This is a genomic window from Streptomyces tanashiensis (assembly GCF_014648895.1).
Lineage (GTDB): Bacteria > Actinomycetota > Actinomycetes > Streptomycetales > Streptomycetaceae > Streptomyces > Streptomyces tanashiensis.
In genome coordinates this window covers 1,062,707-1,086,708 of sequence record NZ_BMRZ01000003.1, presented here as the reverse complement: position 1 = coordinate 1,086,708, position 24,002 = coordinate 1,062,707, and the positions used below count along the sequence as shown (strand labels likewise).

The following is a 24,002-nucleotide window of genomic DNA, read 5'->3' as shown; positions in this document are numbered from 1 at the left end:
GAGGAAGGGTCCTGGTGTGGTGCGCCACACCGGGGCCCTTTCGCATGGCACTCGGTGCCACACTGCGATCATGGACAACACAGTGCGTACCGCAACGGAGTTGCTGTGGTCGGCCCTGGGCGGCGATCCCGCCCTCGTCGACCGCGTGGAGTACGGCGGGGTCTCCGGGCTGCTGCCCGCGCGGCTCCCGGTGATGGACCTGGCGCGCGGCGCGGTCGCGGCCTGCTCGCTGGCCGCGGCGGAGCACGCGGGGCTGCCCGGGCCGGTACGGGTCGACGACGGGGCCGTCGCCACCGCCTTCGTGAGCGAGCGCCACCTTCGGGTCGACGGGCGGGCGCCGGTGAGCTTCGCGCCCCTCTCCCGGTTCTGGCGGGCCGCCGACGGCTGGGTCCGTACGCACGCCAACTACCCCCATCACAAGGCGGCGTTGCTCGCCGCCCTGGACGCCTCCGACTCCGTCGAGGCCGTCGCGGCGGCGATCGGCGAGCGGAAGGCCGTCGAGGTCGAGACGGCCGTGTACGCGGCCGGGGGCCTGGCCGTCGCCCTGCGCACGCCCGAGGAGTGGGCCGCGGGCGAGCAGGGCCGGGAGGTGGCGGCGCGCCCGCTGCTGACCCGGGAGCGGCTGGACGAGGCCGCGCCCCGGCGGCATACGGGTCCGCTGCGCGTCCTGGACCTGACCCGGGTGATCGCGGGGCCGATCGCGACCCGCACGCTGGCGCTGCTCGGCGCGGACGTGCTGCGGATCGACCCGCCGGGCAACCCCGAACTGCCGGACCAGCACGCGGACACGAACGTCGGCAAGCGGACGTCCGCGCTCGATCTGGACCGGCCCTCGGACCGGCGCGCCTTCGAGGAACTCCTCGACTCCGCCGATGTGCTGGTCACCGGCTACCGGCCGGGCGCCCTCGACCGCTTCGACCTGGAGCGGCCGGGTCTGGTGACGGCCCGGCTCTCCGCCTGGGGCGACTACGGGCCGTGGGGCGGACGGCGGGGCTTCGACTCCCTGGTGCAGGTGGCGACGGGCATCGCGGCGACGGAGGGCTCGGTCGCGGAGCCGGGCGCGCTGCCGGCGCAGGCGCTGGACCACGGCACGGGGTATCTGCTCGCGGCGGCGGTGCTGCGGTCGCTGACGGAGCAGCGCACGGAGGGCGGTGGCCGGCTCGTCCGCCTGGCCCTCGCGCAGACGGGCCACTGGCTGACGCACGCGCTGCCGCGGTACGAGCCGGAGCGGTACGTCACGGAGTCGGACGGGCCGCTGGGCCACCTGCGGCACGCGCTGTCGCCGGTCTCGTACGAGGGCGGACCGACGGCCTGGTCCCGGCCGCCGGGCGTCGCGGGGGCGGACGCGCCGGAGTGGGCCGGGGCCTGACGGGCCCGGGGCTCCGTCCGGCCCGCCCCGGTCCCTGTGGGTCGGGGTGGGCCGGACGTGAGCCCGGCGCCGGGGGTGTTACGGCTTGACCAGGACCTTCAGGGCCGTGCGGTCGTCCATCGCCTTGTAGCCGGCCGGGACGCCGTCCAGGCCGACCGTCAGGTCGAAGACCGGGGACGGGTCGATGGTGCCGTCCAGGACGTCCGGGAGGAGTTCCGGGATGTACGCGCGCACGGGGGCGACGCCGCCGCGGAGGGCGATGTTGCGGTCGAACATGACCGAGAGGTCGAGGCCGGTGCCGCTGCCGTGCGGGACGCCGACGTAGCCGATGGAGCCGCCGTCGCGGGCGATCGCGACGGCCGTGCGCATGGACTGCTCGGTGCCGACGGCCTCGATGACGCCGTGGGCGCCCTGCCCGCCGGTGAGCTCGCGGACGGCGGCCTCGGCGGCCTCGCCGCGCTCGGCGACGACGTCGGTGGCGCCGAAGGCGCGGGCGATGTCGGTACGGGCGGTGTGCCGGCCGAGGGCGATGATCCGCTCGGCGCCGAGGCGCTTGGCGGCGAGGACGCCGCACAGGCCGACGGCCCCGTCGCCGACGACGGCGACGGTGGAGCCGGGCTTCACGCCCGCGCCGAGGGCGGCGTGGTGGCCGGTGCCGAGGACGTCGGAGAGCGCGAGCAGTGCGGTGAGCAGGCGGTCGTCGCCGGCCGCCTCGGCGGGCAGCTTGACGAGGGTGCCGTCGGCGAAGGGGACGCGGACGGCCTCGCCCTGGCCGCCGTCGGAGCCGACCGAGCCCCAGAAGCCACCGCGCGGGCAGGAGGTGTGGAGGCCCTCGGCGCAGTACTCGCAGGTGCCGTCGGACCAGACGAAGGGGGCGACGACGAGGTCGCCGGCGGCGAAGCCGGTGACGTCGGAGCCGGCCGCCTCGACGATGCCGAGGAACTCGTGGCCGATGCGCTGGCCGGGCTGACGGGCGGACTCGCCGCGGTAGGCCCACAGGTCGCTGCCGCAGATGCAGGCCCGCAGGACCCGCAGGACGACGTCCGTGGAGTCCTGGATCACCGGGTCGGGCACGTCCTCCACGCGCATGTCGAACGGGGCGTGGATGGTGGTGGCGCGCATGAGGGGCGGTCCTTGCTGTCAGACGGTTGTACGACGTTCACCGTACATCGCGCGGAGCGCTCCCGCCGTCAGCAGGTACTGCGCCGCGATGTAGGTCAGCATGACCCAGAAGTCGGGCGCGGGCAGCTGGGGCCACTCGGCGACGCCGGTGGCGATCAGGGTGTCGGACAGCAGGAACAGCGCGCCGCCGAGGCCGGCCAGGAGCCCGAGGGCGCTGGAGCGGTAGGCCATCGCGGTGAGCAGCAGGGAGTACCCGGCGACGGGGATCCGCAGCTCGGCGGGGAGGTCGGGCCAGAGGAGCGCGACGGTGCCCACGAGCGCGGCCGTGTAGAGGGCGCCGAGCGCCGGGGACGTACGCCTCCGGCCGAAGAGGACGAGGTAGCAGACGTGTCCGGCGGCGAAGGAGCCCATGCCGACGAGGAAGGCCCAGTCGGCGTCGGAGAGCAGGAGGACGTCACCGCCCCAGCCGAGGAGGAGCGCGGCGGTCAGCAGCCGCGGGGCGCCGAGGGTGACGGCGTACGCGGCGAGCAGGGGCATCAGGAGCGGTTTGGCGATCTGGTGGCCGAGCTCGGCGCCGGCGAGCAGGGAGACCAGGTCGACGGCGGCCGCGAGCGCGAAGGCGGCGAGCAGCGCGCGGGAGGACGTCTTCACGCGGCGGCCTCGGGGGCGGCGGGTCCGGTGCCGGCGTCGGGGGTCCCGCCGCCGGCGGGCGCGGGCTGCCAGCCGGGGCCGCGGAAGAGCCGTCCGGCCCGTTCGCGCCAGTCGTGCGCGGCGCGCAGGTCGCGGGCGATGGCGGCGTACTCGTGGGTGGCGACGCGCAGCGGGTTGTAGGTCTCGATGTTCTTGGTGAGCCCGTAGACGGGCCGCTCGGTCTCGCCGACCCAGGAGCCGAACACCCGGTCCCAGACGATGAGGATGCCGCCGAAGTTCCGGTCCAGGTAGCCGCCCTGGGAGGCGTGGTGGACCCGGTGGTGCGAGGGGGTGTTGAGGACGTACTCGAAGGGGCGGGGCAGCTTGCCGATGCGCTCGGTGTGGATCCAGAACTGGTAGACGAGGTTGACCGAGTAGCAGAAGGCCAGGGCCGCGGGGTGGACGCCGAGGGCGATCACCGGCAGGTAGAAGGGCCAGCCCGTGACGCCGGTCCACGGCTGCCGCAGGGCGGTGCTGAGGTTGTACTTCCGGCTGCTGTGGTGGACGACGTGGCAGGCCCAGAGGATGCGGATGACGTGGTGTCCGCGGTGCTGCCAGTAGTAGAAGAAGTCCTGCGCGAGCAGCATGAGCGGGATCGTCCACCAGAGGACGGGGACGCGGAGCGGGGTCAGCTCGTAGACGGCGGTGTAGATCGCGACCACGGGGATCTTCCACAGCGCGTCGAAGAAGAGGCTTCCCAGGCCCATGCCGATGCTGGTGGCGGCGTCCTTGGCCTCGTACCCGGCGGCGTCCTCGTCGGGGTGGATCCGGTGGCTGACCATCTCCACGACGGTGAGCAGGACGAACGCCGGTATGGACCAGAGCACGACATCGGGCAGGTTCGGCATGCCGTCGACGGTAGAGGCGCGGGCCGGGCACGGATAGACGTGGTTACCAACAAGTATGCGAGACGACTTGTCAGCAAGCTTTGGCACCTTCCGACAAGCCCCCTGATCCGGCCTGATCCGAAAGACAGGCCCTACACCCCCGCCGCTCCCAGGAGGGACCCCGCGCCGTAGGTGACCGCCATGGCGAGGGCTCCGCCCGCCGCGTTGCGGAGGATCGCGGGGCCCGTGGGGGCGCTGCCGAGGCGGGCGCTCCACCAGCCGGTGAAGGTGAGGGCCGCGAGCACGGACAGGACCGTGACCCAGAGGCGTGCGGAGGCCGGCGGGAGGACGATCGCGAGGAGCGGGAGCAGGGCGCCGACGGTGAAGGCGAGGAAGCTGGCGCCGGCCGCGTGCCAGGGGTTGGTGAGGGCGTCGGGGTCGATGCCGAGCTCCACGCGCGCGTGGGCGCGCAGCGCGTCGCGGGCGGTGAGCTGTTCGGCGGCCTCGCGGGCCACGTCCGGGGAGAGGCCTCGGGCGGCGAGCAGGCCGGTGAGTTCGTCGAGCTCGGCCTCCGGCCGCTCGCGCAGCTCGCGCTTCTCCTGGGCGAGCGCGGCCTTCTCGGAGTCGCGCTGGCTGGAGACCGAGACGTACTCCCCCGCCGCCATCGACATCGAGCCGGCGAGCAGCCCCGAGAGGCCGGCGGTGAGCAGGGCGGCCCGGGACTCGGTGGCGCCGGCGACGCCGACGACGAGGCCGGCGGTGGAGACGACGCCGTCGTTGGCTCCGAGCACGGCGGCCCGGAGCCAGTTGAGACGGGCGCCGAGGCCGCCGCCGTGGGCCTCGTCGTGGGCCGGGTCGGGCGCGGGGGGTGACGTCACGTCAGGAGGGTCGCACCCGGCGGCTCACCAGACGCGGACCGACCCGCCCGGGGCGAAGGCCGGGCTGGTGGCGCCCTCGGGGACCTCCTTCAGGGGCTGGGCGATCTCCTCGACGGCCGGTCCGTGGACGGCGGCGAGGCGGTCGAGGAGGGCGAGGTCGAAGCCGTAGACCCGGGCGGCGTTCCCGCCGACCATGGCCGCGACCTCCTCCCGGGGCAGTCCCGCGTAGGCGATGCGGAGGCCTTCGCGGGAGTACGGGGTGGTGCCCTCGTCGTGCGGGTAGTCGCTGCCCCACATGATCTTGTCGAGGCCGATCCGGTCGCGCAGCGGCACCTCGTGGGGGCGCATGAAGCTCGCGCCGACGAAGCAGTTGTCCCGCCAGACCTCGCCGGGGCCCTTGCCCATGGACTCCGCGAGCCCGGCGCCGAACTTGGACTCGGCGGTGGCGGCCCGCGTCGCGGCCGACACCAGGCGCCGGTGGTAGTAGTCCAGCATGTCGAGCACGCCCGGGATCCAGCCCGAGCCCTGCTCGGTCAGGACCAGCTTGAGCCCCGGGTGGCGCCGGAAGGCGCCGCCGAAGATCAGGTGCCACAGGGCCCGGTGGGAGAACCAGGTGGTCTCCACCATGAACACCGCCCGGGCGGCCGGTTCGTCCCCGAGCGGCGGTGACGCGGAGCCGCCGTGGTGGTTGACCGGGACGTCGAGCTCGGCGCAGACGGCCCAGATCGGGTCGTACGCCTCGGAGTACAGCTCGGGGACGGGCGAGCCCGGCGGGACTCCGGGCAGCAGGATGCCCCCGGTGAGTCCGGCCTCGCGGGCGCGGCGGATCTCCGCGACCGCCGCGTCCACGTCGTTGAGGAGGATCTGCGCCACTCCGGCCCTGCGTCCCGGGGCGTCCGCGCAGAAGTCGGCCAGCCAGCGGTTGTGCGCCTGGAGCCCGGCCCAGCGCTGCTCGTACTCGGCGCGGGTGGGCGGCTGGGCCATCAGGGAGGCCTTGGGGAAGAACGGCGGGATGGTGTTGGGGAAGACGACCTCGGCGACGATGCCGTCCGCCTCCAGCTCGCGCAGCCGGCGCCGCGAGTTCCAGTTGCGGTCGGCGGTGTCGGCGAGCAGGTCCTCGTACGGGTTGACGTAGGTCGCGGCCCAGGCGTCGAAGTCGTCGTGGTGCTTCTTCTCCAGGTACGGCCTGTAGTCGAGGAGGTCGGCGCCCGCGTGGCAGTCGGCGGAGATGACGGTGTATCTGTCCATCGGCCTGTCCATCAGTTCGCTCCGATGACCGGGAACTCGTGGTCGGTGAGCCAGTGCCGGCCGACCTCGCGCGAGCGGGCCCAGGAGGCTTCGACGGCGGTCTGGTCGGCGGGCTGGCCGAGGTCGGCGGGGGTGGGGCCGATCCGGCGGGCGATCGGATCCAGTGTGGGGACGTCGAATCCGAAGACCTCGGCGGCGGCGAGGCCCAGCATCCGCCGGGTCTCCTCGACCGGAATGTCGTGGAAGGTCTTCCGCAGCCACGCGCGCGTGTCGGGCCAGGTGCCCTCAGGGTGCGGGAAGTCCGAGCCCCACAGGATGTTGTCGACGCCGATCTCGTACCGCTGGGCGAGCTCGCGCCGCTTGGTGTTGGTGGCGCACACGAAGACCTGCCGGTCCAGGTACTCGCTCGGCGGCCGCTTCAGCTCCGCGAACGGGGACAGCTTCTTGCCGCCGTGCGCGCCCAGGTAGAGCCGGTCCATGAACCAGAGCAGGTTCGGCAGCCACCAGCAGCCGGACTCGGCGACCCCGAACCGGAGGCTGGGGTGGCGCTCGAAGACGCCCGACCAGAGCAGGAACCACAGCGGCCTGGCCGGCCACCAGGTGACCTCGGAGACGTAGATGCCGAGGTGGTCGCCGTACTCCTCGCGCGGCGCCGCCCCGGAGTGGGTGACGACCGGCATGCCGGTCTCGGCCGCCGCCGCCCACACCGGGTCGTAGCGCCGGTCGTGGTACGGGGCCTTGTCCACCCACATGGAGGGGATCATGAGCGCGCCGAGCCCGGACTCCTTGGCCCGGTGGATCTCGGCGACGACCTCGCGGACGTCCGCGGTGACGGGGAGGAGGGCGACCCCGCAGTGCCGTGCGGGGTTCGCGGAGACGAACTCGGCGAGCCAGCGGTTGTGCGCCTTCGCGCCCGCCATGCCGAGCTCCGGGTCCTGGTCGCCGGAGAGTCCGAGGCCGACACCGAAGGGCGCGGCGGTCTGGCTGTCGACGGCGTCCGCGTCGGGGAAGACGACCTCGGCGGCCACCCCGTCGCCGTCGAGCTCCTTGATGCGCCGGGCGGCGTCCCAGCCGCCGCGCAGACCTTCCTCGTTGTCGCTGAACCACTTGTTCGCGAAGGCCTCGTTGCGCACCCCGAGCCGGGTCATGGCCTCCCGGCGGGCCTCGCGCCCCGCCAGGAAGTCGTCGAAGTCCCGGTGGAAGCGGGGGTCGAGATAGGGCCGGTACTCCTCGGTGGGAAGCCCGGCGTGGCAGTCGGACGAGATGATCAGATACGGGTCCTCGTAGCTCATCGTGCAGCCCCCTCAGGCGGGTCAGTCGAGGATGAAGCTCTCCAGGTACGACGGGTTGGCGCGGTCGAGCATGGACCGCGAGCGCGCCCTGATCTGGCGGTCGCTGTGCTCGCTCTCCGGCAGCATCCAGAAACGGTCGGCGCGGATGCCCTCGACGACGTGCTCGGCGACGTCCTCGACCGGTGTGAAGGCGACCTCGTGCCCGGCCTCCTTCATCGCCGACTCCCACTGGTCGAGGCTGCGGTACGGGGTCCTGCGCGGCTTCTGCTTGGCGTAACGCTCGGGGCGGTTGCGGTGCGACTCCCACAGACCGGTGCGGAGCATGTGGGGGCCCGGGAAGAGGACGGAGGCGCCCACGCGCGCGTGCTCCGCCCTCAGGTGCGCGTACAGGGACTCGGTCATGGTGACGACGGCCGCCTTGGTGACCGCGTACACGGAGGCGGTGGGCAGCGGGGCGATGCCGCCGTCGCCGGAGGAGGTGTTCACGACGTGGCCGGGTTCGCCGCCCGCGAGCATGCGCGGGACGAAGGCCTGGATGCCGTGGAAGACACCCCAGACGTTGACGGAGAAGGCCCACTTCCAGTCGTTCGGCTCGTGCTCCCACATGCGGCCCTCGGCGCCGGAGCCGACGCCCGCGTTGTTGCAGAGGACGTGGACGGCGCCGAAGGCGTCGTACGCGGCCTCCGCGAAGGCCCGCACGTCGTCGGGGTCGGAGACGTCGACCGTCCGGGCGAGGACCCGCGCCCCGCTCGCCGTCAGCTCGTCGGCGGCCTCCTCCAGCGCGGCCCGCTCGACGTCCCCGAGGACGACGGCGAGCCCCTCGGCGGCGAAGCGGCGGGCCATCGCGAGCCCGATGCCGCTCGCCGCGCCCGTGACGACGGCGACCTGCCCCTCACGCAGCTCCATCAGGCACTTCCTTCCGGGGGTCCGTCGAGGATCTGGAGCGGGTCGTCGTACCGCTGGTGGACGAAGGGCAGCAGGTCCCGGGCGGAGACGCGTTCGGCGACGGTGCCCTTCTGGTCGGTGGTCTTCTCGCCGATCGTGATCTCGACGAGGCGGCGCACGGGGAGGTCGGCGACCGGGTCGTACATGGACTCGCGCAGGACGACGTCGCCGGTGATCCGCTCCAGCCTCCGCACCTTCTCGTTGCGGACGCAGTGGACCAGGACGGGGTCGGCGTCGAAGCCGGTGCCCTCGACGCCGGGGAGGAACTTGAAGTAGAAGTCGGTCTTCTCGACGGGCTCCGGCAGCGGCAGCGGTCCGGAGACCGCGCCGCGCACCTCCACGAAGGCGATGCCGTGCCGGGCGAGGGCGGCGCGCACGACGAGCCCCTCGCGCTCGACCGTGACCTCGCCCAGCTTCTTCGGCTCGCCGAAGACCTCGCGCCCGCCGATCAGGGCCCGCTCGTGGGTCATCGGCATGACCAGCGGGTACCAGCCCTCCCGGTCGCCGTGGGCGGCGGCCACCGCCACCGAGCCGGCGCCGAGCGGATAGCCGGGCAGGTCGACCTTGCTGATGTTGGCGCGCACGAGGGGGCGCGCGGTGGGTTTCAGCGGGGGCGGCAGGACCGCCGCCACGACGTCCGGGTCGGTCTCCCAGACGGCGACCACACCGGTGGACCAGATGTCGGGGAGCTTGGCGGACCGCTCGCGGGCCGCCGCCGCCTCCGCGTCGCTGCGCGCCCCGTACCGTACTCGTGCCATGACGTACCACCCTTCGGGATCGTCGGCCTGTAACACAGTTACACCGCGGCCGCCGAAGGGTAAAGAGGTGTGCACGCAGAGGAGTTGGGGGAACCGATGGCACGCTCCGCGCTGACCCGCGACGAGGTCCTGGACACCGCGGCCGCCCTGGTGAGGGAGCACGGCCCGGACGCGCTCACGATGCGCCGGCTCGCCGCCGAGCTGGGGACCGCGGTCACCTCGATCTACTGGCACGTCGGCAACCGCGAGTCGCTCCTCGACGCCCTCGTCGCCCGCACGGTCGCCGACCTCGGCACGATCCGCCCCCGGGGCGCGACCCCGGCCGAGCGGATCGTCTCGGTGGCCCGCGCGCTGCGCCACGCGCTGCGCGAGCGCCCGCACCTGGTGGCGATGGTCCACGAACGGGGGCTGACGGAGCGCATGTTCCTGCCGGCCCAGCGCGCCCTGGTCCACGAGGCGCACGCGGCGGGGCTCCGCGGGGCGCGCGCGGCCCGGGCCGTCCGGGCCGTGCAGTTCCAGGTCGTCGGCTACGTCCTGGTGGAGCGCAACCGCGAGCGGGCCCCCGCCCAGTCCCCCGCCGAGGAGGAGCTGTGGCGCGGGGAGGACGCCGAGGCCGACGGGCCCCTCGCGCGGGCCCTGTCCGCGCCGATCGACACCGAGCGGCTCTTCGCCGACTCCGTACGGGCCCTGGTGGACGGCCTGCTCGCCGACGCCTCCGGGGGCACCGGGGACGGGAGTGTCGGTCGCGGGCCGTATTCTCAGTGACCGTGCTTGACGACCGTACGACAGCAGCGATGTGGCCGGCCGCCTACCCGCAGGGGTACGCGGTCGTCGACGTGGAGACCACCGGACTCGCACGGGACGACCGGATAGTGTCGGCTGCCGTCTACCGGCTGGACGCCCAGGGGAACGTCGAGGACCACTGGTACACGCTCGTCAACCCCGAGCGGGACCCGGGTCCGGTCTGGATCCACGGGCTGACCAGCGACGTCCTGGAGGGCGCGCCGCTCTTCCCGGAGATCGCGGCGGAGTTCGCGGCGCGGCTCGACGGCCGGGTGCTCGTCGCGCACAACGCGATGTTCGACTGGCAGATGATCGCCCGGGAGTACGCGCGCGCGGAGTCCGCCGCGCCCGTGCGCCAGCGGCTCTGCACGATCGCGCTCGCCAAGGAGCTGTCGCTGCCGCTGCCCAACCACAAGCTGGAGTCGCTCGCCGCGCACTTCGGTGTCGTGCAGCAGCGCGCGCACAACGCGCTCGACGACGCGCGGGTGCTCGCCGAGGCGTTCCGGCCGAGCCTGCACGCGGCGGCCGAGCGGAACGTACGGCTGCCGCTCCTGGAGTGCCGGCCGCTGACCGAGTGGGCCTCGGCGCCCACGCAGCCGACGATCGGCCGGCAGTCCTCCTACCGGGCGGGCAGCTGGCGCCCCTCGCGGAAGCGCCCGCCGTGCCCGTACCCCAACCCCGGGCGCTACGAGTCGGACAAACCACTCAAGCAGGGCATGCGGGTGGCCTTCTCCGGCGACACCTCCGTCGATCGCGAGCTCCTGGAGGACCGCACCGTCGAGGCCGGTCTCCACGTCGCCGGCAGCGTCTCCCGGCTGACGAGCCTCCTCGTCACCAACGACCCGGACTCCGCCACCTCCAAGACCCTCAAGGCCAGATCCTTCGGCACCCCGGTCGTCGACGAGGCCGCCTACACCCAGCTGCTGCGGGACGTGACCCCGGCAGACGGGTGACGCCCCCGGCCCTGCGGGCGTGCCGAGCTGCGCGCGCCCGCCGGGCGCTCCACCCTGTGGCGCATGGCACGTTGTGAGGTCTGCGGAAACGATTACGGCATGTCCTTCGAGGTGCACGCGCAGGGCGCGGTGCACGTCTTCGACTGCTTCGCCTGCGCCATCCACCGCATGGCGCCCATCTGCGAGCACTGCCGGGTCCAGATCATCGGACAGGGCGTCGAGGTCGAGGGCAGCTGGTACTGCGGCGGCCACTGCGCCCGCGCGGAGGGAAAGGTGGGCATCGTCGACAGGGTGTGACCCCGAACCGCTCCAGGCCCCCCTGCGGCACCCGCCGCAAGGGGGCCTTTCGCCGCAATGTACCGTCGACGGCGTGTACCGCTTCCTGTTGTCCCGGCAGTGGGTGATCCTCACCCTCATCGCCCTCGTCCTCGTCCCGACGATGATCGAGCTGGGCTTCTGGCAGTTCCACCGGCACGAACGCCGGGTCGCCCAGAACGCCCTGATCGCGGACAACCTCGGGGCGAAGCCGCTCCCGGTCGAGGAACTCACCTCCCCCGGCCACACCGTCCCGCGCGCCGACTACTGGCGCCCGGTCACCGCCACCGGCACCTTCGACACCGCCCACGAGGTGGTCGTCCGCCGCCGCACCTCCTCCGACGACCGGGTCGGCATGCACGTCCTGACGCCGCTGGTGCTGCGCGACGGGCGGGTGGTCCTGGTCAACCGCGGCTGGATCCCGGCCGCCGCCGACCAGCACTCCTACCCGCCGGTGCCTCCGGCCCCCAAGGGCGAGGTGACCGTCACCGGCCGGCTCAAGGCGGACGAGACGACGGGCGCCAGCGGCATCAAGGACCTGAAGGGCCTGCCGGACCGCCAGGTCATGCTCATCAGCAGCCGGCAGCAGGCCGAGCTCATCGGCCGCGAGGTGCTCGGCGGCTACCTGGAGCAGACCGCGCCCGAAGCGGCCGGCGGCACCCCCGAGATGATCCCCGAGCCGGACCACGACTCGATCGGCGCCCATATGGCGTACGCGGTGCAGTGGTGGCTCTTCGCCGCCGGGGTACCCGTCGGCTGGGTGATCCTGGTGCGCCGGGAGAAGCACGACCGGGAGGCCGGGACCGCCTCCGACGTCCCCGCATCCCCGGAGAGCGACACGGCCGAGGCCCAGGCCACCCCGTCCCGCTGATTGACCGTCGTCGCTTCCGGGAACAGCCCAAAGCGTGACGCAACGTATCGACGACTACGCCCTCATCGGCGATCTCCAGACCGCCGCGCTCATCGGCCGCGACGGGTCGGTCGACTGGCTGTGTCTGCCCCGCTTCGATTCCGCCGCCTGCTTCGCCGCCATCCTCGGCGACGAGAACAACGGCCACTGGACGATCGCGCCCAAGGGCGCCACCAGCTGCACCAGCCGCCGCTACGCCGAGGACTCCCTCGTCCTGGAGACCTCCTGGGAGACCCGTACGGGCACGGTCAAGGTCGTCGACTTCATGCCGCAGCGGGACAGGTCCCCGGACCTGATGCGGATCGTGGAGGGGATCAGCGGCAGTGTCGAGATGACCTCCGTGCTGCGGCTCCGCTTCGACTACGGCTCGATCGTGCCCTGGGTGCGCCGGGCCGACGGCCACCGGGTCGCGATCGCCGGGCCGGACTCGGTCTGGCTGCGCAGCGAGCCGCACGTGAAGACCTGGGGCCAGCAGTTCTCCACCCAGTCCGCCTTCACCGTCGCCGCCGGCGAGAAGGTGGCCTTCGTCCTGACCTGGCACCCCTCGCACGAGCCGCGCCCGGAGCTCGTCGACCCCTTCGACGCCCTGGAGCAGTGCCTCGCGGACTGGCGGGAGTGGTCGGCCCGCTGCACCTACGAGGGCCCCTACCGGGCCGCGGTGCTGCGCTCCCTGATCACCCTCAAGGCCCTCACGTACGCCCCCACGGGCGGGATCATGGCCGCCCCCACCACCTCCCTGCCGGAGGAGCTCGGCGGCGTGCGCAACTGGGACTACCGGGCCTGCTGGCTGCGCGACTCCTCCCTCACCCTCGGCGCGCTGCTCGCCGCCGGGTACGACGAGGAGGCGGCCGCCTGGCGCGACTGGCTGCTGCGCTCCGTCGCGGGCGACCCCGCCGACCTGCAGATCATGTACGGACCGGCCGGGGAGCGCCGGCTGCCGGAGACGAGCCTGCCCTGGCTGCGCGGCTACGCCGGCTCGGCGCCGGTACGGACCGGGAACGCGGCGGTGGACCAGTTCCAGCTCGACGTGTACGGCGAGGTCATGGACTCCCTCCACCGCGCGCACGAGGCCGGGATCCCGGCGGAGCGGCACGCCTGGAACCTCCAGCTGAGCCTGCTCGGCTTCCTGGAGTCCACCTGGCGGGAGCCCGACGAGGGCCTGTGGGAGGTCCGCGGGCCGCGCCGCCACTTCACCCACTCGAAGGTGATGGCCTGGGTCGCCGCCGACCGCGCGGTCCGCACCCTGGAGGCCGATCCCTCGCTGCCGGGGGACGCGGCGCGGTGGCGGGCGATGCGGGACGAGATCCACGCCCAGGTGTGCGCGCGGGCGTACGACCCCGTGCGGAACACCTTCACCCAGGCGTACGGCTCGCCCGAGCTGGACGCCGCCACCCTCCTCATCCCGCAGGTCGGCTTCCTGCCGCCGGACGACCCCCGCGTGGTGGGGACCGTGGACGCCGTACGGGACGAGCTCATGCACGGCGGGTTCCTGCGCCGGTACAGCCCCGGCTCGACGGCCGTGGACGGGCTGCCGGGCCAGGAGGGCACCTTCCTGGTCTGCTCGTTCTGGCTGGCGGACGCGCTGCGTCTGACCGGGCGCACGGAGGAGGCGCGCGCGCTCTTCGAGCGGCTCGTCGCGCTCACCAACGACGTGGGGCTCCTCGCCGAGGAGTACGACCCGGTGTCGGGGCGTCAGCTGGGGAACTTCCCGCAGGCGTTCAGCCACATCGGGCTTGTGGGGACCGCCATCGCGCTCGCCGCCGAGGAGACGGCAGGATAGGCCCATGGATCTGGGACTGAAGGACCGTGTGTACGTGGTGACCGGTGCGACGCGGGGGCTCGGCCGGGCCTCCGCCGAGGCGCTGCTCGCGGAGGGCGCGAAGGTGCTGATCACCGGGCGCGAGGAGAAGACGGTCGCCGACGCGGTGGCCGAGCTGGGCGAGGGCGCGGCCGGGATCGCCGCCGACAACACCGACCCGGGGACCCCGGCCCGGCTGATCGCCGAGGCGCGGGCCCGCTTCGGCGGCTTCGACGGCATCCTGATCAGCGTCGGCGGCCCGGCGCCCGGCTTCGCGGCGGACAACACCGACGAGGAGTGGGCGGCCGCCTTCGACACGGTCTTCCTGGGAGCGGTACGGCTGGCCCGTGCGGCCGCCGAGACCCTCACCGAGGGCGGGGTCATCGGCTTCGTCCTGTCCGGTTCGGTCCACGAGCCGATCCCGGGCCTGACCATCTCCAACGGGCTGCGCCCGGGGCTTGCCGGCTTCGCCAAGTCCCTCGCCAACGACCTGGGCCCGCGCGGCATCCGGGTCGTCGGCCTGCTGCCGAGCCGGATCGACACGGACCGGGTCCGCTCGCTGGACGCGCTCTCCGGGGACGCCGACGCGGCCCGCGCGGCGAACGAGCTCACGATCCCGCTGCGCCGCTACGGCACTCCGGAGGAGTTCGGGCGCACGGCGGCCTTCCTGCTCTCGCCGGCCGCCTCGTACCTGACGGGTCTGATGCTGCCGGTGGACGGCGGGGCCCGCTCCGGGTTCTGACCCTCAGGCGACCCTGCGGGCGCGGTGCTTCACCGCGCGCAGGCGCGCCTCGGTGGGCAGTGCGGGAAGCCCCGCCGACGTGCGGGCGTGGGCGAGGGCCTCGGTGCTGAGGGAGGTCAGGGCGTCCCCCGGGGAGGCGTACGGCTCCAGGAGGAGCGCGATCCGGGTCCGGGGGGCGGTGCGGCGGCCCGTGAGGGCGACCTTGGCCCGGGCGACGCCGTCCTGCGCGGCGGCGTCCGCCTCCAGGACGCCCTCCAGCGCCCTGCCCCGCAGCACCGCCGCCTCGCCGTCGCCGGTGTCGACGAGGACCTCGGCGAGCCGGGCCCGCCGGAACTGGACGAGCAGCCACCAGAGGGCGAGCAGGACGACGAGCCCGAGGACGGCGATGACGACCGGCCACCACCAGCTCTCGTCCCGCCAGCGCTGCCGGTCGGCGGTGGAGAGCAGCACGTCGGAGGGGCCCGACCAGGGCCACCAGGACGGCACGGGCAGGTCGACGGCGGCGGCGATGACGGCGCCGCCGCCGAGGACGAGGAGCAGCCCGGCGAGCCCGAGCAGGGCGCGGTTGACGCGCCGGAGGACGACGGTCATGCGGCCTTCCCTTCCTTCCGTGCCGGCCGGGTCACCCGGACCGTCAGCGCGGGCGGGCGGGCGAGACCGAGCTCGCCGACGCCGGTGGCGAGCACCGTCTCCACGTCGGCGCGGACCTCGTCGAGGGCCCGGAAGTGGGACACCGCCCGGACGCCGACCTTGGAGCGGCCGACGCGCACCCGGACGGACTGCACTCCGGAGACCTCCATGACGCGGTCCCGCAGGGTGAAGGCTGCGGCCTCGCGGTCGAGTCCCGCCCTCACGTCGGTGTGCTCGCGGCGCATCGGGAGGACGTCGCGCAGCCCCGGGGTGGCGGCCAGGACGAGGAGCCAGACGCCGAGCAGCACGGCGACGGCCGCGCCGACGACGATCACCGTGTCGTCGAGCGGCCGGGTCGCCAGGGCGTCGGCGAGCTCGCGCCGCCAGGACATCGCGGAGCGGTCGGCCCGTACGGCCGCGACGTCGTAGAGGAGCAGCCCGGCCCCGCCGAGGACGACGGCCGCGAGGAGGGCGGCGGGGATGCGGCGTACGGCCCAGAAGCGGCGGGCGGGCGGTGCGGGCACGTCGTCCGGGAGGGGCGCGGTGCCCCCCGGCTCCGGGGTGCCTTCGGGGGGCTCGGTGTCCGGTCGCGGGGTGGTGGTCATGCGAGGCGGCCCCTCGGCGTGGCGTGGCGGGTGTGCGCGGAGTGGAGGCGCTCGACGTGGACGGTCACCTCGTGGACCTCCAGACCGGCGAGCTCCTCCACGCGCGTGCGTACCCGGCTCCGGACGGCGCCGCACTGGCGGCCGACGTCGGAGGGGTAGTCGAGGTCGAGGCTCACCGAGACGCGGGCGATCTCCCGGTGGACGACGACCGAGGCGTGGGGCTTGGATCCTCCTTCGGGGACGGCGTCGACGGCCTCTCGGGCCGCCTGGGCGGCGATCTTCGCGACGACCCGGTCGGCGATGCTGGTCGCCCCGCGGTTCCGCGCCCCGTCCCGTACCGGGCCGTCTGCCAGATCCGTCACCACCCCGGGTCACCGCCGCCGGTCGCCGCGGTCGCGTCCCCGGAACAGATCGCCGGGTTCGAGGTCTCCGTCGAGGAACCGGCCTGCCACGAAGCCGATCGCGCCGAGAGCCGCGACCAGGACGAACGCTCCGAAGCCGCCGAAGTATCCGGCGAAGCCGAGAGCCATGCCGGCCACCAGGCCGACCACCGCCATACTCATTCCGAGCCCCTTTCCTGACCCTGGTCGCCGGGGTTCCGACGACTACTGGAGCCGGGGCTCCGGCTCCTCTTCCTCTTCGTCGGGCAGCTTCACGTCGCTGACCGCGATGTTGACCTCGACGACCTCGAGGCCGGTCATCCGCTCCACGGCGGTGATGACGTTCTCCCTGACGTCGCCGGCGACGTCGGCGATGGAGACGCCGTAGTCGACGACGATCTCCAGGTCGAGCGCGGTCTGCACCTCGCCGACCTCGGCCTTCACCCCTCGGGTGGCGTTCGCCTTGCCGCCGCCTCCGCCGGGGACCCGGTCGCGGACGGCGCCGAAGGTGCGGGAGAGGCCGCTGCCCATGGCGTGGACGCCGACGACGTCGCGCGCGGCGAGACCGGCGATCTTCTCCACGACGCCGTCGGCGATCGTGGTGCGGCCCCGGGAGGCCGCCGCGCCGCCGCCGCGCTTGGTCACCGACGTGCGGCGGGGTTCGCGGGGATCGTCCGGCGCGAGTCCTCCGGACTGGGTGGTGTCCGTCATGATTTAGCCCCTTCTGCGATATTTCGGGGTTCCTCGCCCACACTAAGGGCGCTTGCCCCGATCCGCCCCGGGGATGCGGCAGGCTGGGGGAATGACGACGGCTGAGGGTTGGACGGCGGCGGTACGGGACCGCCTCGCGCCGGGCAGGCTGCTGCCGCTCGGGGCGGCCGGGGACGGTGCGTGGATCACCGAGCGCGCGGCACGGGGGGTCCTCGCCCCGGCCGCCACGGCGGTGCGGGGGGTGGTGCCCGGCGAGCTGCGGGTCGGGTCCGACCCGCTGGCCGAGGACGACGGGGAGGCACCGGCCGAGCCCCTCCCGGTACCGCCGGGGGCGCTCGGGCCGGGGGCGCTGCGGATCACGGCGGACTTCGGGGCGGTGGCGGGCCGCCCGCTGCCGGAGCTGGCCGAGGAGCTCCGGGCGGCCCTGCTCGGGGCGGCGCGCGACGGGCTCGGGCTGCGCGTGACGGCGGTGGACCTGCGGGTGACGGAGCTGCTGGACGCGGAGCCGCCGGAGACGGGGGCGGCCGCTCCCCCGCCGGGGCGGCCCGCTCCGGCGACGGACGATCCGGTGGCCCTGGCGGTCCTGCGGGTCGAAGGCGTGGCGGGCGTGACGGACACCTGGGGGCCGCCGGTGCACCGGGGCCCCGGCCAGGTGCGGGTGGAGCTGGCGGTGACGGCCGGTCACCGGCCGCTGGACGTGGCCCGCGCGGCCCGGAGCGCCGCGACCGCGGCCGCCGAGGGGGCGACCGCGGTCACGGTACTGGTGTCGGAGCTGCGCTGAGCGTGTGCGCGGGTCGGGCGCGTACCCGCCGCACGCGCCGGCTCGGCGGCGTGCGGGTCAGTCGCCGAGGCCGGCCAGGTCGCGCAGGCGGCGGGCCTGGGCGGCACGCTCGGCGGTGCGCTGCTCCTCGTAGGAACGGCCGGAGACGCCCTGGAGCAGCGCCTTGGTCTCGGTGACCGCGTCGCGGGGCGCCGCGATCAGGGCGGCGCTCAGGTCCCGTACCGCCGCGTCGAGCTCGTCGGCGGGCACGGACAGGTTGGCGAGGCCGATGCGCTCCGCCTCCTCCGCGTGCACGAAGCGGCCGGTGGCGCAGATCTCCAGCGCGCGGGCGTAGCCGACGAGCGAGACGAGCGGGTGCGTCCCCGTCAGGTCCGGGACGAGACCCAGGCTGGTCTCGCGCATGGCGAACTGCACGTCCTCGGCGACGACCCGCAGGTCGCAGGCGAGGGCGAGCTGGAAGCCCGCGCCGATGGCGTGGCCCTGGACGGCGGCGATCGACACCAGGTCGCTCCGGCGCCACCAGGTGAAAGCCTCCTGGTACTCGGCGATGACCGCGTCGAGGTCCTCGTCGGAACCGCGCGCGAGATCGAGGAAGGACGGCTCGCCGTCGAAGCCCTCGGGCGTGAACGCCTGCCGGTCGAGTCCGGCGGAGAAGGACTTGCCCTCGCCACGCAGAACGACGACCCGCACGCTGCCGGGCAACGACCGTCCGGCTTCCGTCAACGCCCGCCACAGAGCGGGAGACTGGGCGTTGCGCTTCGCCGGGTTGGTCAGGGTCACCGTGGCAACGGCGTCCTCGACGGTGAGCCGTACACCGTCCTTGTCGAATACGAGCTCAGAGTCGTCGAGCGTAGTCATGGGGGCGCCTCCGGTTCCGGTGCAGCACTGCATGCGACATGCTAAGTGACTGCACAGTAACCACCTGGCCGACCGCAGGGTCGACCGGGTGCCCACCGGGAGGTCCCGGTGGACCGGTCGAGCCGCCCCGATGTCAGGCCGAGGCCGCCTTCTTGCCCCGTGTCGCTCCGCCGCGTCCACGCAGCGTGACTCCGGACTCGCTCAGCATCCGGTGGACGAATCCGTAGGAGCGGCCGGTTTCCTCGGCCAGCGCCCGGATGCTCGCACCGGAGTCGTACTTCTTCTTCAGGTCTGCCGCGAGCTTGTCGCGCGCGGCGCCGGTCACCCGGCTGCCCTTCTTCAGAGTCTCGGCCACCCGTGCCTCCTCATGGGAAGTGCGCTCTGGACTTCTCATGATCACCCCTCCCGTGCGTCCTGGCCACCCATTCGACAAGGTCTGTGCCGCCGGGTTTGTGGACGAGTACGCCGTCGTCACGAACGGAAGCTCAGATTCCGCACGGCGAAAACGGCACCTCCGGACCGTTCGGTACGGGAAGTGCCAGGTCAGCGCGGCAGGGGGAACACACGTGCGGCGCGGGTCTGCCGGAAGGATTCGGCAGAGCACCGCGCCGGGATGTACGAGAGACCCTCACTCAGATGAAGGATCACCCATGAGCCGAATGATCCAGCCCGGGATGATCACCCGAGGGGCTTGAAGGCCCTTCTCCGGGTCAGGCGAGGGCCACCAGGTCCGCGTAGTCCGCGCCCCACAGGTCCTCGACACCGTCGGGGAGCAGGATGATCCGCTCCGGGTCGAGCGCCTCCACGGCGCCCTCGTCGTGGGTGACGAGGACGACGGCGCCCTTGTACGTGCGCAGCGCGCCGAGGATCTCCTCGCGGCTGGCCGGGTCCAGGTTGTTCGTCGGCTCGTCGAGGAGCAGCACGTTCGCCGAGGAGACGACCAGGGTCGCGAGCGCGAGCCGGGTCTTCTCGCCGCCGGAGAGCACGCCCGCCGGCTTGTCGACGTCGTCGCCGGAGAAGAGGAAGGAGCCGAGCGTCTTGCGCACGTCCACGAGGTCGAGGTCGGGCGCGGCCGAGCGCATGTTCTCCAGGACGGTCCGCTCGGGGTCGAGCGTCTCGTGCTCCTGGGCGTAGTAGCCGAGCTTCAGGCCGTGGCCCGGGGTGACCTGGCCGGTGTCGGGCCGCTCGACGCCGCCGAGGAGACGCAGCAGGGTCGTCTTGCCCGCGCCGTTGAGGCCGAGGATGACGACGCGGGAGCCCTTGTCGATCGCGAGGCTGACGTCGGTGAAGATCTCCAGCGAACCGTAGGACTTGGAGAGCCCCTCGGCCGTCAGCGGGGTCTTGCCGCAGGGCGCGGGCTCGGGGAAGCGGAGCTTGGCGACCTTGTCGGAGGCGCGGACCGCCTCCAGGCCGGACAGCAGCCGCTCGGCGCGCTTGGCCATGTTCTGCGCGGCGACGGTCTTGGTGGCCTTGGCGCGCATCTTGTCGGCCTGCGAGTTGAGCGCGGCGGCCTTCTTCTCGGCGTTCTGGCGCTCGCGCTTGCGGCGCTTCTCGTCGGCCTCGCGCTGCTGCTGGTAGAGCTTCCAGCCCATGTTGTAGACGTCGATCGTGGAGCGGTTGGCGTCCAGGTAGAAGACCTTGTTCACCACGGTCTCGACGAGGTCGACGTCGTGGGAGATGACGATGAAGCCGCCGCGGTAGGTCTTCAGGTAGTCGCGCAGCCAGACGATGGAGTCGGCGTCGAGGTGGTTGGTGGGCTCGTCGAGGAGCAGGGTGTCGGCGTCCGAGAAGAGGATCCGGGCGAGCTCGACGCGGCGGCGCTGACCGCCGGAGAGGGTGTGCAGCGGCTGGCCGAGGACCCGGTCGGGCAGACCGAGGGCGGCGGCGATGGTGGAGGCCTCGGCCTCGGCCGCGTAGCCGCCCTTGGTCAGGAACTCGGTCTCCTGGCGCTCGTACTGCCGCATCGCCTTGTCGCGGGTGGCGCCGGAGCCGGTGGCGATGCGCTCCTCGTTCATCCGCATCTTCTTCAGGAGGACGTCGAGGCCGCGGGCGGACAGGATGCGGTCGCGGGCCAGGACGTCGAGGTCGCCGGTGCGCGGGTCCTGCGGGAGGTAGCCGACCTCGCCGGAGCGGGCGATGGAGCCGGCGGCCGGCTGGCCCTCGCCGGCGAGGCACTTGGTGAGGGTGGTCTTGCCCGCTCCGTTGCGGCCGACGAGGCCGATGCGGTCGCCCTTGGCGACGCGGAAGGAAGCGGATTCGATGAGGACTCGGGCGCCGGCGCGCAGCTCGATGCCGGAAGCGGTGATCACGGACAGACTCCAGGGCGGTGGGAAACGGCGGAAGGACGGCTGGTGGCGGGCTTCGACGCCGCTAATGCACCCAAAGGAGAATGGCCATGCGGCCAGTCTAACGGGCGTCTGCAACTGGTTTTCGGCCATGCGGGGTACGGGGGACGAACTCGGGTCTTTCTCACATTCCTGCCGACTCGGCATAAAAGGAGCGGACCGGAGGAGATCGTCCGATACTCGGCGCAGGGCGGCGGCCACCGCCGCGACAGCGACGCGGAGGGTGGTGGACCGTGCAGTTCGACGACGACGCCGACCTGGACACCTCGGAGGTACGGGACGTCCGGAACAGCCGCATCCCGGGCGGCAGGGCGACCGTCGGCGGCGGCATCGTCGGCCTCATCGCGCTGATCCTGGGCGTGCTCTTCGGGGTGGGCCCCGACCAGCTCGGGCTCTCCTCGGGCGGGGACGAGCCGGTCGCGTCCTCCTCGTCCGCGGCCCAGGTGGACCAGAGCTGCAGGAAGGGCGCGGACGCCAACACGCGCCAGGACTGCCGGATCGTCGCCGTCGTCAACAGCGTCCAGGACTACTGGCGGAGCGAGTACCCGCGCCGGGGCGGCACCTACGGGAACGCCGCCACCGTGATGTTCACCCAGCGGGTCGGCACCGCGTGCGGCTCGGCCACGTCGGCGGTCGGGCCCTTCTACTGCCCCGGCGACCGGCGGGTCTATCTCGACCTGGACTTCTTCGACGAGCTGCGGACCACGTTCGGGTCGAGCGGCGGCCCCTTCGCCCAGGCGTACGTGGTGGCGCACGAGTACGGCCATCACGTCCAGAACCTGATGGGGACCCTGAGCCGCGCCCAGGACGGGCGGACCGGCGCGAACTCCAACGCCGTGCGGGTCGAGCTCCAGGCCGACTGCTACGCCGGGGTCTGGGCGCGGCACGCGACGACCACGCCGGACGAGAAGACGGGCCGGCTGCTGCTCACCCGGCTCACCGACGAGGACATCCGGGACGGCCTGGACGCGGCGGCGGCCGTGGGCGACGACCGGATCCAGGAGCGGTTCCAGGGCCGGGTGACGCCGGAGAACTGGACGCACGGCTCGGCGGCGCAGCGGCAGCAGTGGTTCTACGAGGGCTACCGGACGGGTGACATGGCCCGGTGCAACACCTTCCGCTGATTGCCGATGGGGACTGCCAGACTGAGACCTGGGTCACATTCGACTGAATCGAGAGGAAGTGATCGGGATGGCTGAGGCTCCCCACATCTGTCCGACGCTGACGTACGAGGACGCGAAGGCGGCGATCAGCCTGCTCACGGAGGGCTTCGGCTTCCGGGCGAACGCCGTGTACGAGGCCGAGGACGGGCGCGTGGCGCACGCCGAGCTGTCGTACGGGAACGGCATGGTGATGCTGGGCAGCAAGGGCACCGGCAGCGAGTTCGACAAGCTGATGGCCGACGCCGGCCCGGTCGGTGTGTTCGTGCACGTGGACGACGTCGACGAGCACCACGCACGGGCGGTGGCGCACGGCGTCGAGATCGTGATGCCGCCCAAGGACCAGGAGTACGGCTCGCGGGACTACATGGCGCGGGACGCCGAGGGCAACATCTGGAGCTTCGGGACGTACACCCCCGGCGCCGCGGAGTAGCCGGGCGCCGGGGAGGTCGTGCCCTCAGGGATCCCGGGGCGGGGATCCCGTCACGCTCCTCCGGTGTGGACCTGGAAGGCGGCCCGGCGGACGGCCTTGGCCAGCGCCGGGTCCGGGTGGGCGGCGGCGAGGGCGACCAGGACCTGGACGGTACGGGGGTGGCCGACGGCGCGGATCTCGTCGAGCAGCGCCGGGACGGTGCCCTGCACGGCGGAGTCGAGGTGCCGGACGAGCAGCTCGCTCTCCCCGTGGTCGGCGACGGCGGCGGCCGTGTCCACCCAGAGCCAGGTGGACTCCTCGCGGGTGAGGACCTCCTGGGCGTCGTCGGGGTCGGCGCCCTCGTACTCGGCGAGCCAGAGCAGCGCGTACGGCCGCAGGGAGGGCTCCGCGACGGTGGCCCGCACCTCGGCCTCGGCGGGCGCGCCGACGACGCGGAGCGCCTCGAAGGCGAGCCCGCGCAGCAGGGCGTCCTCGCCGCGGGCGACGGCGAGGAGTTCGCTCACGGCGCTGGACAGGGTGCGGGCGGCGAGCCAGGCGCGGTACTCGTCACGGGCGGGGCCGGGGGTGAGCCGGGCGCAGCCGCGGAGCATGTCCTCGGCGGACTGCTCGATGTTCCCGGCGGGGCTCTGCGCGGCGACGCAGATCTGCTCCAGCTTGACCCAGACCGCCCAGTTGCCGAGCGGGGTCAGGGTGGCGTGACGCCCCTCCGCACCGGGGTCCAGGGTGAGCGCGCCGACGGCCGCCAGACCTTCGAGCGCCCAGTCGAGGAGCGTGGGGAGCCCGTCGCCGGCGGGGGCGTCCGGGGACTCGGGCGCCGGCTCGGCCGCGGGGACCTCGCAGCGCTCCTCGCGGAGCTCCTCGACGCGCTGGCCGAGGAGGTCGAGGAGGGCGGGGACGAGGACCGGGCCCTGGGAGAGCTGGAGCAGCGAGAGCACCTGCGGGACGGCCTCGACGACCTCGGCGACGGCGCTCGGGGCGACGCCCTCGGGCGCCGGGTGCACCAGGGACCAGGCGTCGAAGAGGGCGACCCAGCCGCGCAGGACGGCGGAGTCGTCGCGGTCCCAGGCGTGCAGCCGCCAGCCGGGGCGGGCGGTCTCGCCGTGCAGCTCGACGAGTCCGGCGAGCCGGGCGCGGTCCCAGCCAGCCCGGATCTGGCCGGGTGTCAGCTCCAGTGCGGCCGCGGCCCGTTCCTGGGCGGGGCCGGCTCCGGGGCCGGTGCGGAGTGCCGTGTCGGCGCCGTGCTCGACGGCGGCCCAGCGGGCGATCCGTACGGCGTCGGCGAGGACGTGCCGGGCCTGGCGGGCGAGCTCCGCGCGGGGCGGAGTGCCCTCGGGCGGCCTCGGCGCCGGCCGGGTGCGCCGGGTCGTCACCGCCCGTCGGGCGGTGGCCAGCGCCCGCGGGCGGACGAGTCGGAGTCTGGAGTTGCGCGCCAATGGTTCATCGGGCTTTCGAGACGTCACGGGGGCAGT

General features: G+C 73.7%; 27 protein-coding genes. 10 read left to right on the top strand and 17 right to left on the bottom strand.

The window, feature by feature from the left end; all coding sequences use genetic code 11:
- The first annotated feature begins 70 nt into the window (after positions 1-70).
- Positions 71-1,369 (top strand): CoA transferase, encoded by a 1,299-nt coding sequence (locus tag IE237_RS15550; RefSeq protein ID WP_189802495.1) that lies wholly within the window; start codon positions 71-73, stop codon positions 1,367-1,369.
- A gap of 78 nt (positions 1,370-1,447) precedes the next feature.
- On the opposite strand, the gene IE237_RS15545 is transcribed toward IE237_RS15550, so the two are convergent.
- From IE237_RS15545 to IE237_RS15510, 8 genes are all read right to left on the bottom strand, one after another.
- A complete protein-coding gene (locus IE237_RS15545) occupies positions 1,448-2,491 on the bottom strand; it encodes a zinc-dependent alcohol dehydrogenase family protein (protein WP_189802494.1) in 1,044 nt (347 codons plus the stop codon).
- 18 nt (positions 2,492-2,509) lie between these two features.
- Positions 2,510-3,142, bottom strand: coding sequence for a lysoplasmalogenase (locus IE237_RS15540; protein WP_189802493.1), 633 nt, complete (start codon positions 3,140-3,142; stop codon positions 2,510-2,512).
- Entirely contained in the window at positions 3,139-4,029 is an 891-nt protein-coding gene (locus tag IE237_RS15535) for a sterol desaturase family protein (protein ID WP_189802492.1), read from the bottom strand. The genes IE237_RS15540 and IE237_RS15535 overlap by 4 nt, the downstream gene beginning before the upstream one ends.
- Positions 4,030-4,160: 131 nt before the next feature.
- The gene (locus IE237_RS15530; RefSeq protein WP_189802491.1) at positions 4,161-4,886 is read right to left on the bottom strand and encodes a VIT1/CCC1 transporter family protein; all 726 of its coding nucleotides are present in this window, start codon (positions 4,884-4,886) and stop codon (positions 4,161-4,163) included.
- A 24-nt stretch (positions 4,887-4,910) separates the two neighbouring features.
- Positions 4,911-6,134, bottom strand: coding sequence for an amidohydrolase family protein (locus IE237_RS15525; protein ID WP_189802490.1), 1,224 nt, complete (start codon positions 6,132-6,134; stop codon positions 4,911-4,913).
- 11 nt (positions 6,135-6,145) lie between these two features.
- Positions 6,146-7,426 (bottom strand): amidohydrolase family protein, encoded by a 1,281-nt coding sequence (locus tag IE237_RS15520; RefSeq protein ID WP_189802489.1) that lies wholly within the window; start codon positions 7,424-7,426, stop codon positions 6,146-6,148.
- 21 nt (positions 7,427-7,447) lie between these two features.
- Entirely contained in the window at positions 7,448-8,332 is an 885-nt protein-coding gene (locus IE237_RS15515; protein WP_189802488.1) for an SDR family NAD(P)-dependent oxidoreductase, read from the bottom strand.
- Positions 8,332-9,129 (bottom strand): acetoacetate decarboxylase family protein, encoded by a 798-nt coding sequence (locus tag IE237_RS15510; RefSeq protein ID WP_189802487.1) that lies wholly within the window; start codon positions 9,127-9,129, stop codon positions 8,332-8,334. The genes IE237_RS15515 and IE237_RS15510 overlap by 1 nt, the downstream gene beginning before the upstream one ends.
- A 96-nt stretch (positions 9,130-9,225) precedes the next feature.
- On the opposite strand from IE237_RS15510, the gene IE237_RS15505 reads away from it, so the two are divergent.
- The 6 genes from IE237_RS15505 to IE237_RS15480 all read left to right on the top strand — a co-directional run bounded on the left by IE237_RS15505 (position 9,226) and on the right by IE237_RS15480 (position 14,630).
- Positions 9,226-9,894, top strand: coding sequence for a TetR/AcrR family transcriptional regulator (locus tag IE237_RS15505; RefSeq protein ID WP_189802486.1), 669 nt, complete (start codon positions 9,226-9,228; stop codon positions 9,892-9,894).
- Entirely contained in the window at positions 9,891-10,865 is a 975-nt protein-coding gene (locus IE237_RS15500) for a DEDDh family exonuclease (protein ID WP_189802485.1), read from the top strand. Before IE237_RS15505 ends, IE237_RS15500 begins: the two co-directional genes overlap by 4 nt.
- A 63-nt stretch (positions 10,866-10,928) precedes the next feature.
- Positions 10,929-11,162, top strand: coding sequence for a metallothionein (locus IE237_RS15495; RefSeq protein ID WP_030691654.1), 234 nt, complete (start codon positions 10,929-10,931; stop codon positions 11,160-11,162).
- Between the two features lie 73 nt (positions 11,163-11,235).
- Positions 11,236-12,051 (top strand): SURF1 family cytochrome oxidase biogenesis protein, encoded by an 816-nt coding sequence (locus tag IE237_RS15490; protein ID WP_189802484.1) that lies wholly within the window; start codon positions 11,236-11,238, stop codon positions 12,049-12,051.
- A 34-nt stretch (positions 12,052-12,085) separates the two neighbouring features.
- Positions 12,086-13,870 carry a glycoside hydrolase family 15 protein gene (locus IE237_RS15485; protein ID WP_189802483.1) on the top strand — a complete coding sequence of 595 codons (1,785 nt, stop codon included), beginning with the start codon at positions 12,086-12,088 and terminating at the stop codon, positions 13,868-13,870.
- 4 nt (positions 13,871-13,874) lie between these two features.
- The gene (locus IE237_RS15480; RefSeq protein WP_189802482.1) at positions 13,875-14,630 is read left to right on the top strand and encodes an SDR family oxidoreductase; all 756 of its coding nucleotides are present in this window, start codon (positions 13,875-13,877) and stop codon (positions 14,628-14,630) included.
- Positions 14,631-14,633: 3 nt separating this feature from the next.
- On the opposite strand, the gene amaP is transcribed toward IE237_RS15480, so the two are convergent.
- Genes amaP through IE237_RS15455 form a run of 5 tightly spaced genes read right to left on the bottom strand, consistent with a single transcriptional unit; the run spans position 14,634 to position 16,956 of the window.
- Positions 14,634-15,221 carry an alkaline shock response membrane anchor protein AmaP gene (gene amaP / locus IE237_RS15475; RefSeq protein ID WP_189802481.1) on the bottom strand — a complete coding sequence of 196 codons (588 nt, stop codon included), beginning with the start codon at positions 15,219-15,221 and terminating at the stop codon, positions 14,634-14,636.
- Positions 15,218-15,865, bottom strand: coding sequence for a DUF6286 domain-containing protein (locus IE237_RS15470; protein ID WP_229842688.1), 648 nt, complete (start codon positions 15,863-15,865; stop codon positions 15,218-15,220). Before IE237_RS15470 ends, amaP begins: the two co-directional genes overlap by 4 nt.
- On the bottom strand, positions 15,862-16,227 hold the full coding sequence (locus IE237_RS15465) for an Asp23/Gls24 family envelope stress response protein (protein WP_229842687.1): 366 nt from the start codon (positions 16,225-16,227) through the stop codon (positions 15,862-15,864). Before IE237_RS15465 ends, IE237_RS15470 begins: the two co-directional genes overlap by 4 nt.
- A gap of 9 nt (positions 16,228-16,236) precedes the next feature.
- A complete protein-coding gene (locus IE237_RS15460) occupies positions 16,237-16,428 on the bottom strand; it encodes a hypothetical protein (RefSeq protein WP_055602871.1) in 192 nt (63 codons plus the stop codon).
- 42 nt (positions 16,429-16,470) lie between these two features.
- Entirely contained in the window at positions 16,471-16,956 is a 486-nt protein-coding gene (locus tag IE237_RS15455; protein ID WP_189802480.1) for an Asp23/Gls24 family envelope stress response protein, read from the bottom strand.
- A gap of 91 nt (positions 16,957-17,047) precedes the next feature.
- On the opposite strand from IE237_RS15455, the gene IE237_RS15450 reads away from it, so the two are divergent.
- On the top strand, positions 17,048-17,737 hold the full coding sequence (locus IE237_RS15450; protein WP_189802479.1) for a hypothetical protein: 690 nt from the start codon (positions 17,048-17,050) through the stop codon (positions 17,735-17,737).
- A gap of 57 nt (positions 17,738-17,794) precedes the next feature.
- Here IE237_RS15450 and IE237_RS15445 read toward each other — a convergent pair whose 3' ends face one another.
- The 3 genes from IE237_RS15445 to IE237_RS15435 form a co-directional block, all read right to left on the bottom strand.
- Positions 17,795-18,595 carry an enoyl-CoA hydratase/isomerase family protein gene (locus IE237_RS15445; protein WP_189802478.1) on the bottom strand — a complete coding sequence of 267 codons (801 nt, stop codon included), beginning with the start codon at positions 18,593-18,595 and terminating at the stop codon, positions 17,795-17,797.
- A gap of 133 nt (positions 18,596-18,728) precedes the next feature.
- Positions 18,729-18,950 (bottom strand): helix-turn-helix domain-containing protein, encoded by a 222-nt coding sequence (locus IE237_RS15440; protein ID WP_006123601.1) that lies wholly within the window; start codon positions 18,948-18,950, stop codon positions 18,729-18,731.
- Positions 18,951-19,305: 355 nt separating this feature from the next.
- The gene (locus IE237_RS15435; RefSeq protein WP_189802477.1) at positions 19,306-20,904 is read right to left on the bottom strand and encodes an ABC-F family ATP-binding cassette domain-containing protein; all 1,599 of its coding nucleotides are present in this window, start codon (positions 20,902-20,904) and stop codon (positions 19,306-19,308) included.
- Positions 20,905-21,173: 269 nt separating this feature from the next.
- Between IE237_RS15435 and ypfJ the strand changes: the two genes are divergently transcribed.
- Together ypfJ and IE237_RS15425 are read left to right on the top strand one after the other, a co-directional pair.
- Complete coding sequence (ypfJ, locus tag IE237_RS15430; RefSeq protein WP_189802476.1) at positions 21,174-22,064, top strand: KPN_02809 family neutral zinc metallopeptidase; 891 nt, start codon at positions 21,174-21,176, stop codon at positions 22,062-22,064.
- A gap of 67 nt (positions 22,065-22,131) precedes the next feature.
- Positions 22,132-22,533 carry a VOC family protein gene (locus IE237_RS15425; RefSeq protein WP_187624080.1) on the top strand — a complete coding sequence of 134 codons (402 nt, stop codon included), beginning with the start codon at positions 22,132-22,134 and terminating at the stop codon, positions 22,531-22,533.
- A gap of 50 nt (positions 22,534-22,583) precedes the next feature.
- Here IE237_RS15425 and IE237_RS15420 read toward each other — a convergent pair whose 3' ends face one another.
- Positions 22,584-23,993, bottom strand: coding sequence for a hypothetical protein (locus tag IE237_RS15420; RefSeq protein ID WP_370468180.1), 1,410 nt, complete (start codon positions 23,991-23,993; stop codon positions 22,584-22,586).
- Between the last annotated feature and the right edge of the window lie 9 nt (positions 23,994-24,002).

Bases quoted from the DNA above. Each gene is read 5' to 3' on its own strand.
- IE237_RS15550 (WP_189802495.1), top strand. From the start codon at position 71: ATGGACAACACAGTGCGTACCGCAACGGAGTTGCTGTGGTCGGCCCTG.
- IE237_RS15545 (WP_189802494.1), bottom strand. From the start codon at position 2,491: ATGCGCGCCACCACCATCCACGCCCCGTTCGACATGCGCGTGGAGGAC.
- IE237_RS15535 (WP_189802492.1), bottom strand. From the start codon at position 4,029: ATGCCGAACCTGCCCGATGTCGTGCTCTGGTCCATACCGGCGTTCGTC.
- IE237_RS15525 (WP_189802490.1), bottom strand. From the start codon at position 6,134: ATGGACAGATACACCGTCATCTCCGCCGACTGCCACGCGGGCGCCGAC.
- IE237_RS15520 (WP_189802489.1), bottom strand. From the start codon at position 7,426: ATGAGCTACGAGGACCCGTATCTGATCATCTCGTCCGACTGCCACGCC.
- IE237_RS15515 (WP_189802488.1), bottom strand. From the start codon at position 8,332: ATGGAGCTGCGTGAGGGGCAGGTCGCCGTCGTCACGGGCGCGGCGAGC.
- IE237_RS15510 (WP_189802487.1), bottom strand. From the start codon at position 9,129: ATGGCACGAGTACGGTACGGGGCGCGCAGCGACGCGGAGGCGGCGGCG.
- IE237_RS15505 (WP_189802486.1), top strand. From the start codon at position 9,226: ATGGCACGCTCCGCGCTGACCCGCGACGAGGTCCTGGACACCGCGGCC.
- IE237_RS15495 (WP_030691654.1), top strand. From the start codon at position 10,929: ATGGCACGTTGTGAGGTCTGCGGAAACGATTACGGCATGTCCTTCGAG.
- IE237_RS15480 (WP_189802482.1), top strand. From the start codon at position 13,875: ATGGATCTGGGACTGAAGGACCGTGTGTACGTGGTGACCGGTGCGACG.
- amaP (WP_189802481.1), bottom strand. From the start codon at position 15,221: ATGACCGTCGTCCTCCGGCGCGTCAACCGCGCCCTGCTCGGGCTCGCC.
- IE237_RS15470 (WP_229842688.1), bottom strand. From the start codon at position 15,865: ATGACCACCACCCCGCGACCGGACACCGAGCCCCCCGAAGGCACCCCG.
- IE237_RS15460 (WP_055602871.1), bottom strand. From the start codon at position 16,428: ATGAGTATGGCGGTGGTCGGCCTGGTGGCCGGCATGGCTCTCGGCTTC.
- IE237_RS15455 (WP_189802480.1), bottom strand. From the start codon at position 16,956: ATGACGGACACCACCCAGTCCGGAGGACTCGCGCCGGACGATCCCCGC.
- IE237_RS15450 (WP_189802479.1), top strand. From the start codon at position 17,048: ATGACGACGGCTGAGGGTTGGACGGCGGCGGTACGGGACCGCCTCGCG.
- IE237_RS15445 (WP_189802478.1), bottom strand. From the start codon at position 18,595: ATGACTACGCTCGACGACTCTGAGCTCGTATTCGACAAGGACGGTGTA.
- IE237_RS15425 (WP_187624080.1), top strand. From the start codon at position 22,132: ATGGCTGAGGCTCCCCACATCTGTCCGACGCTGACGTACGAGGACGCG.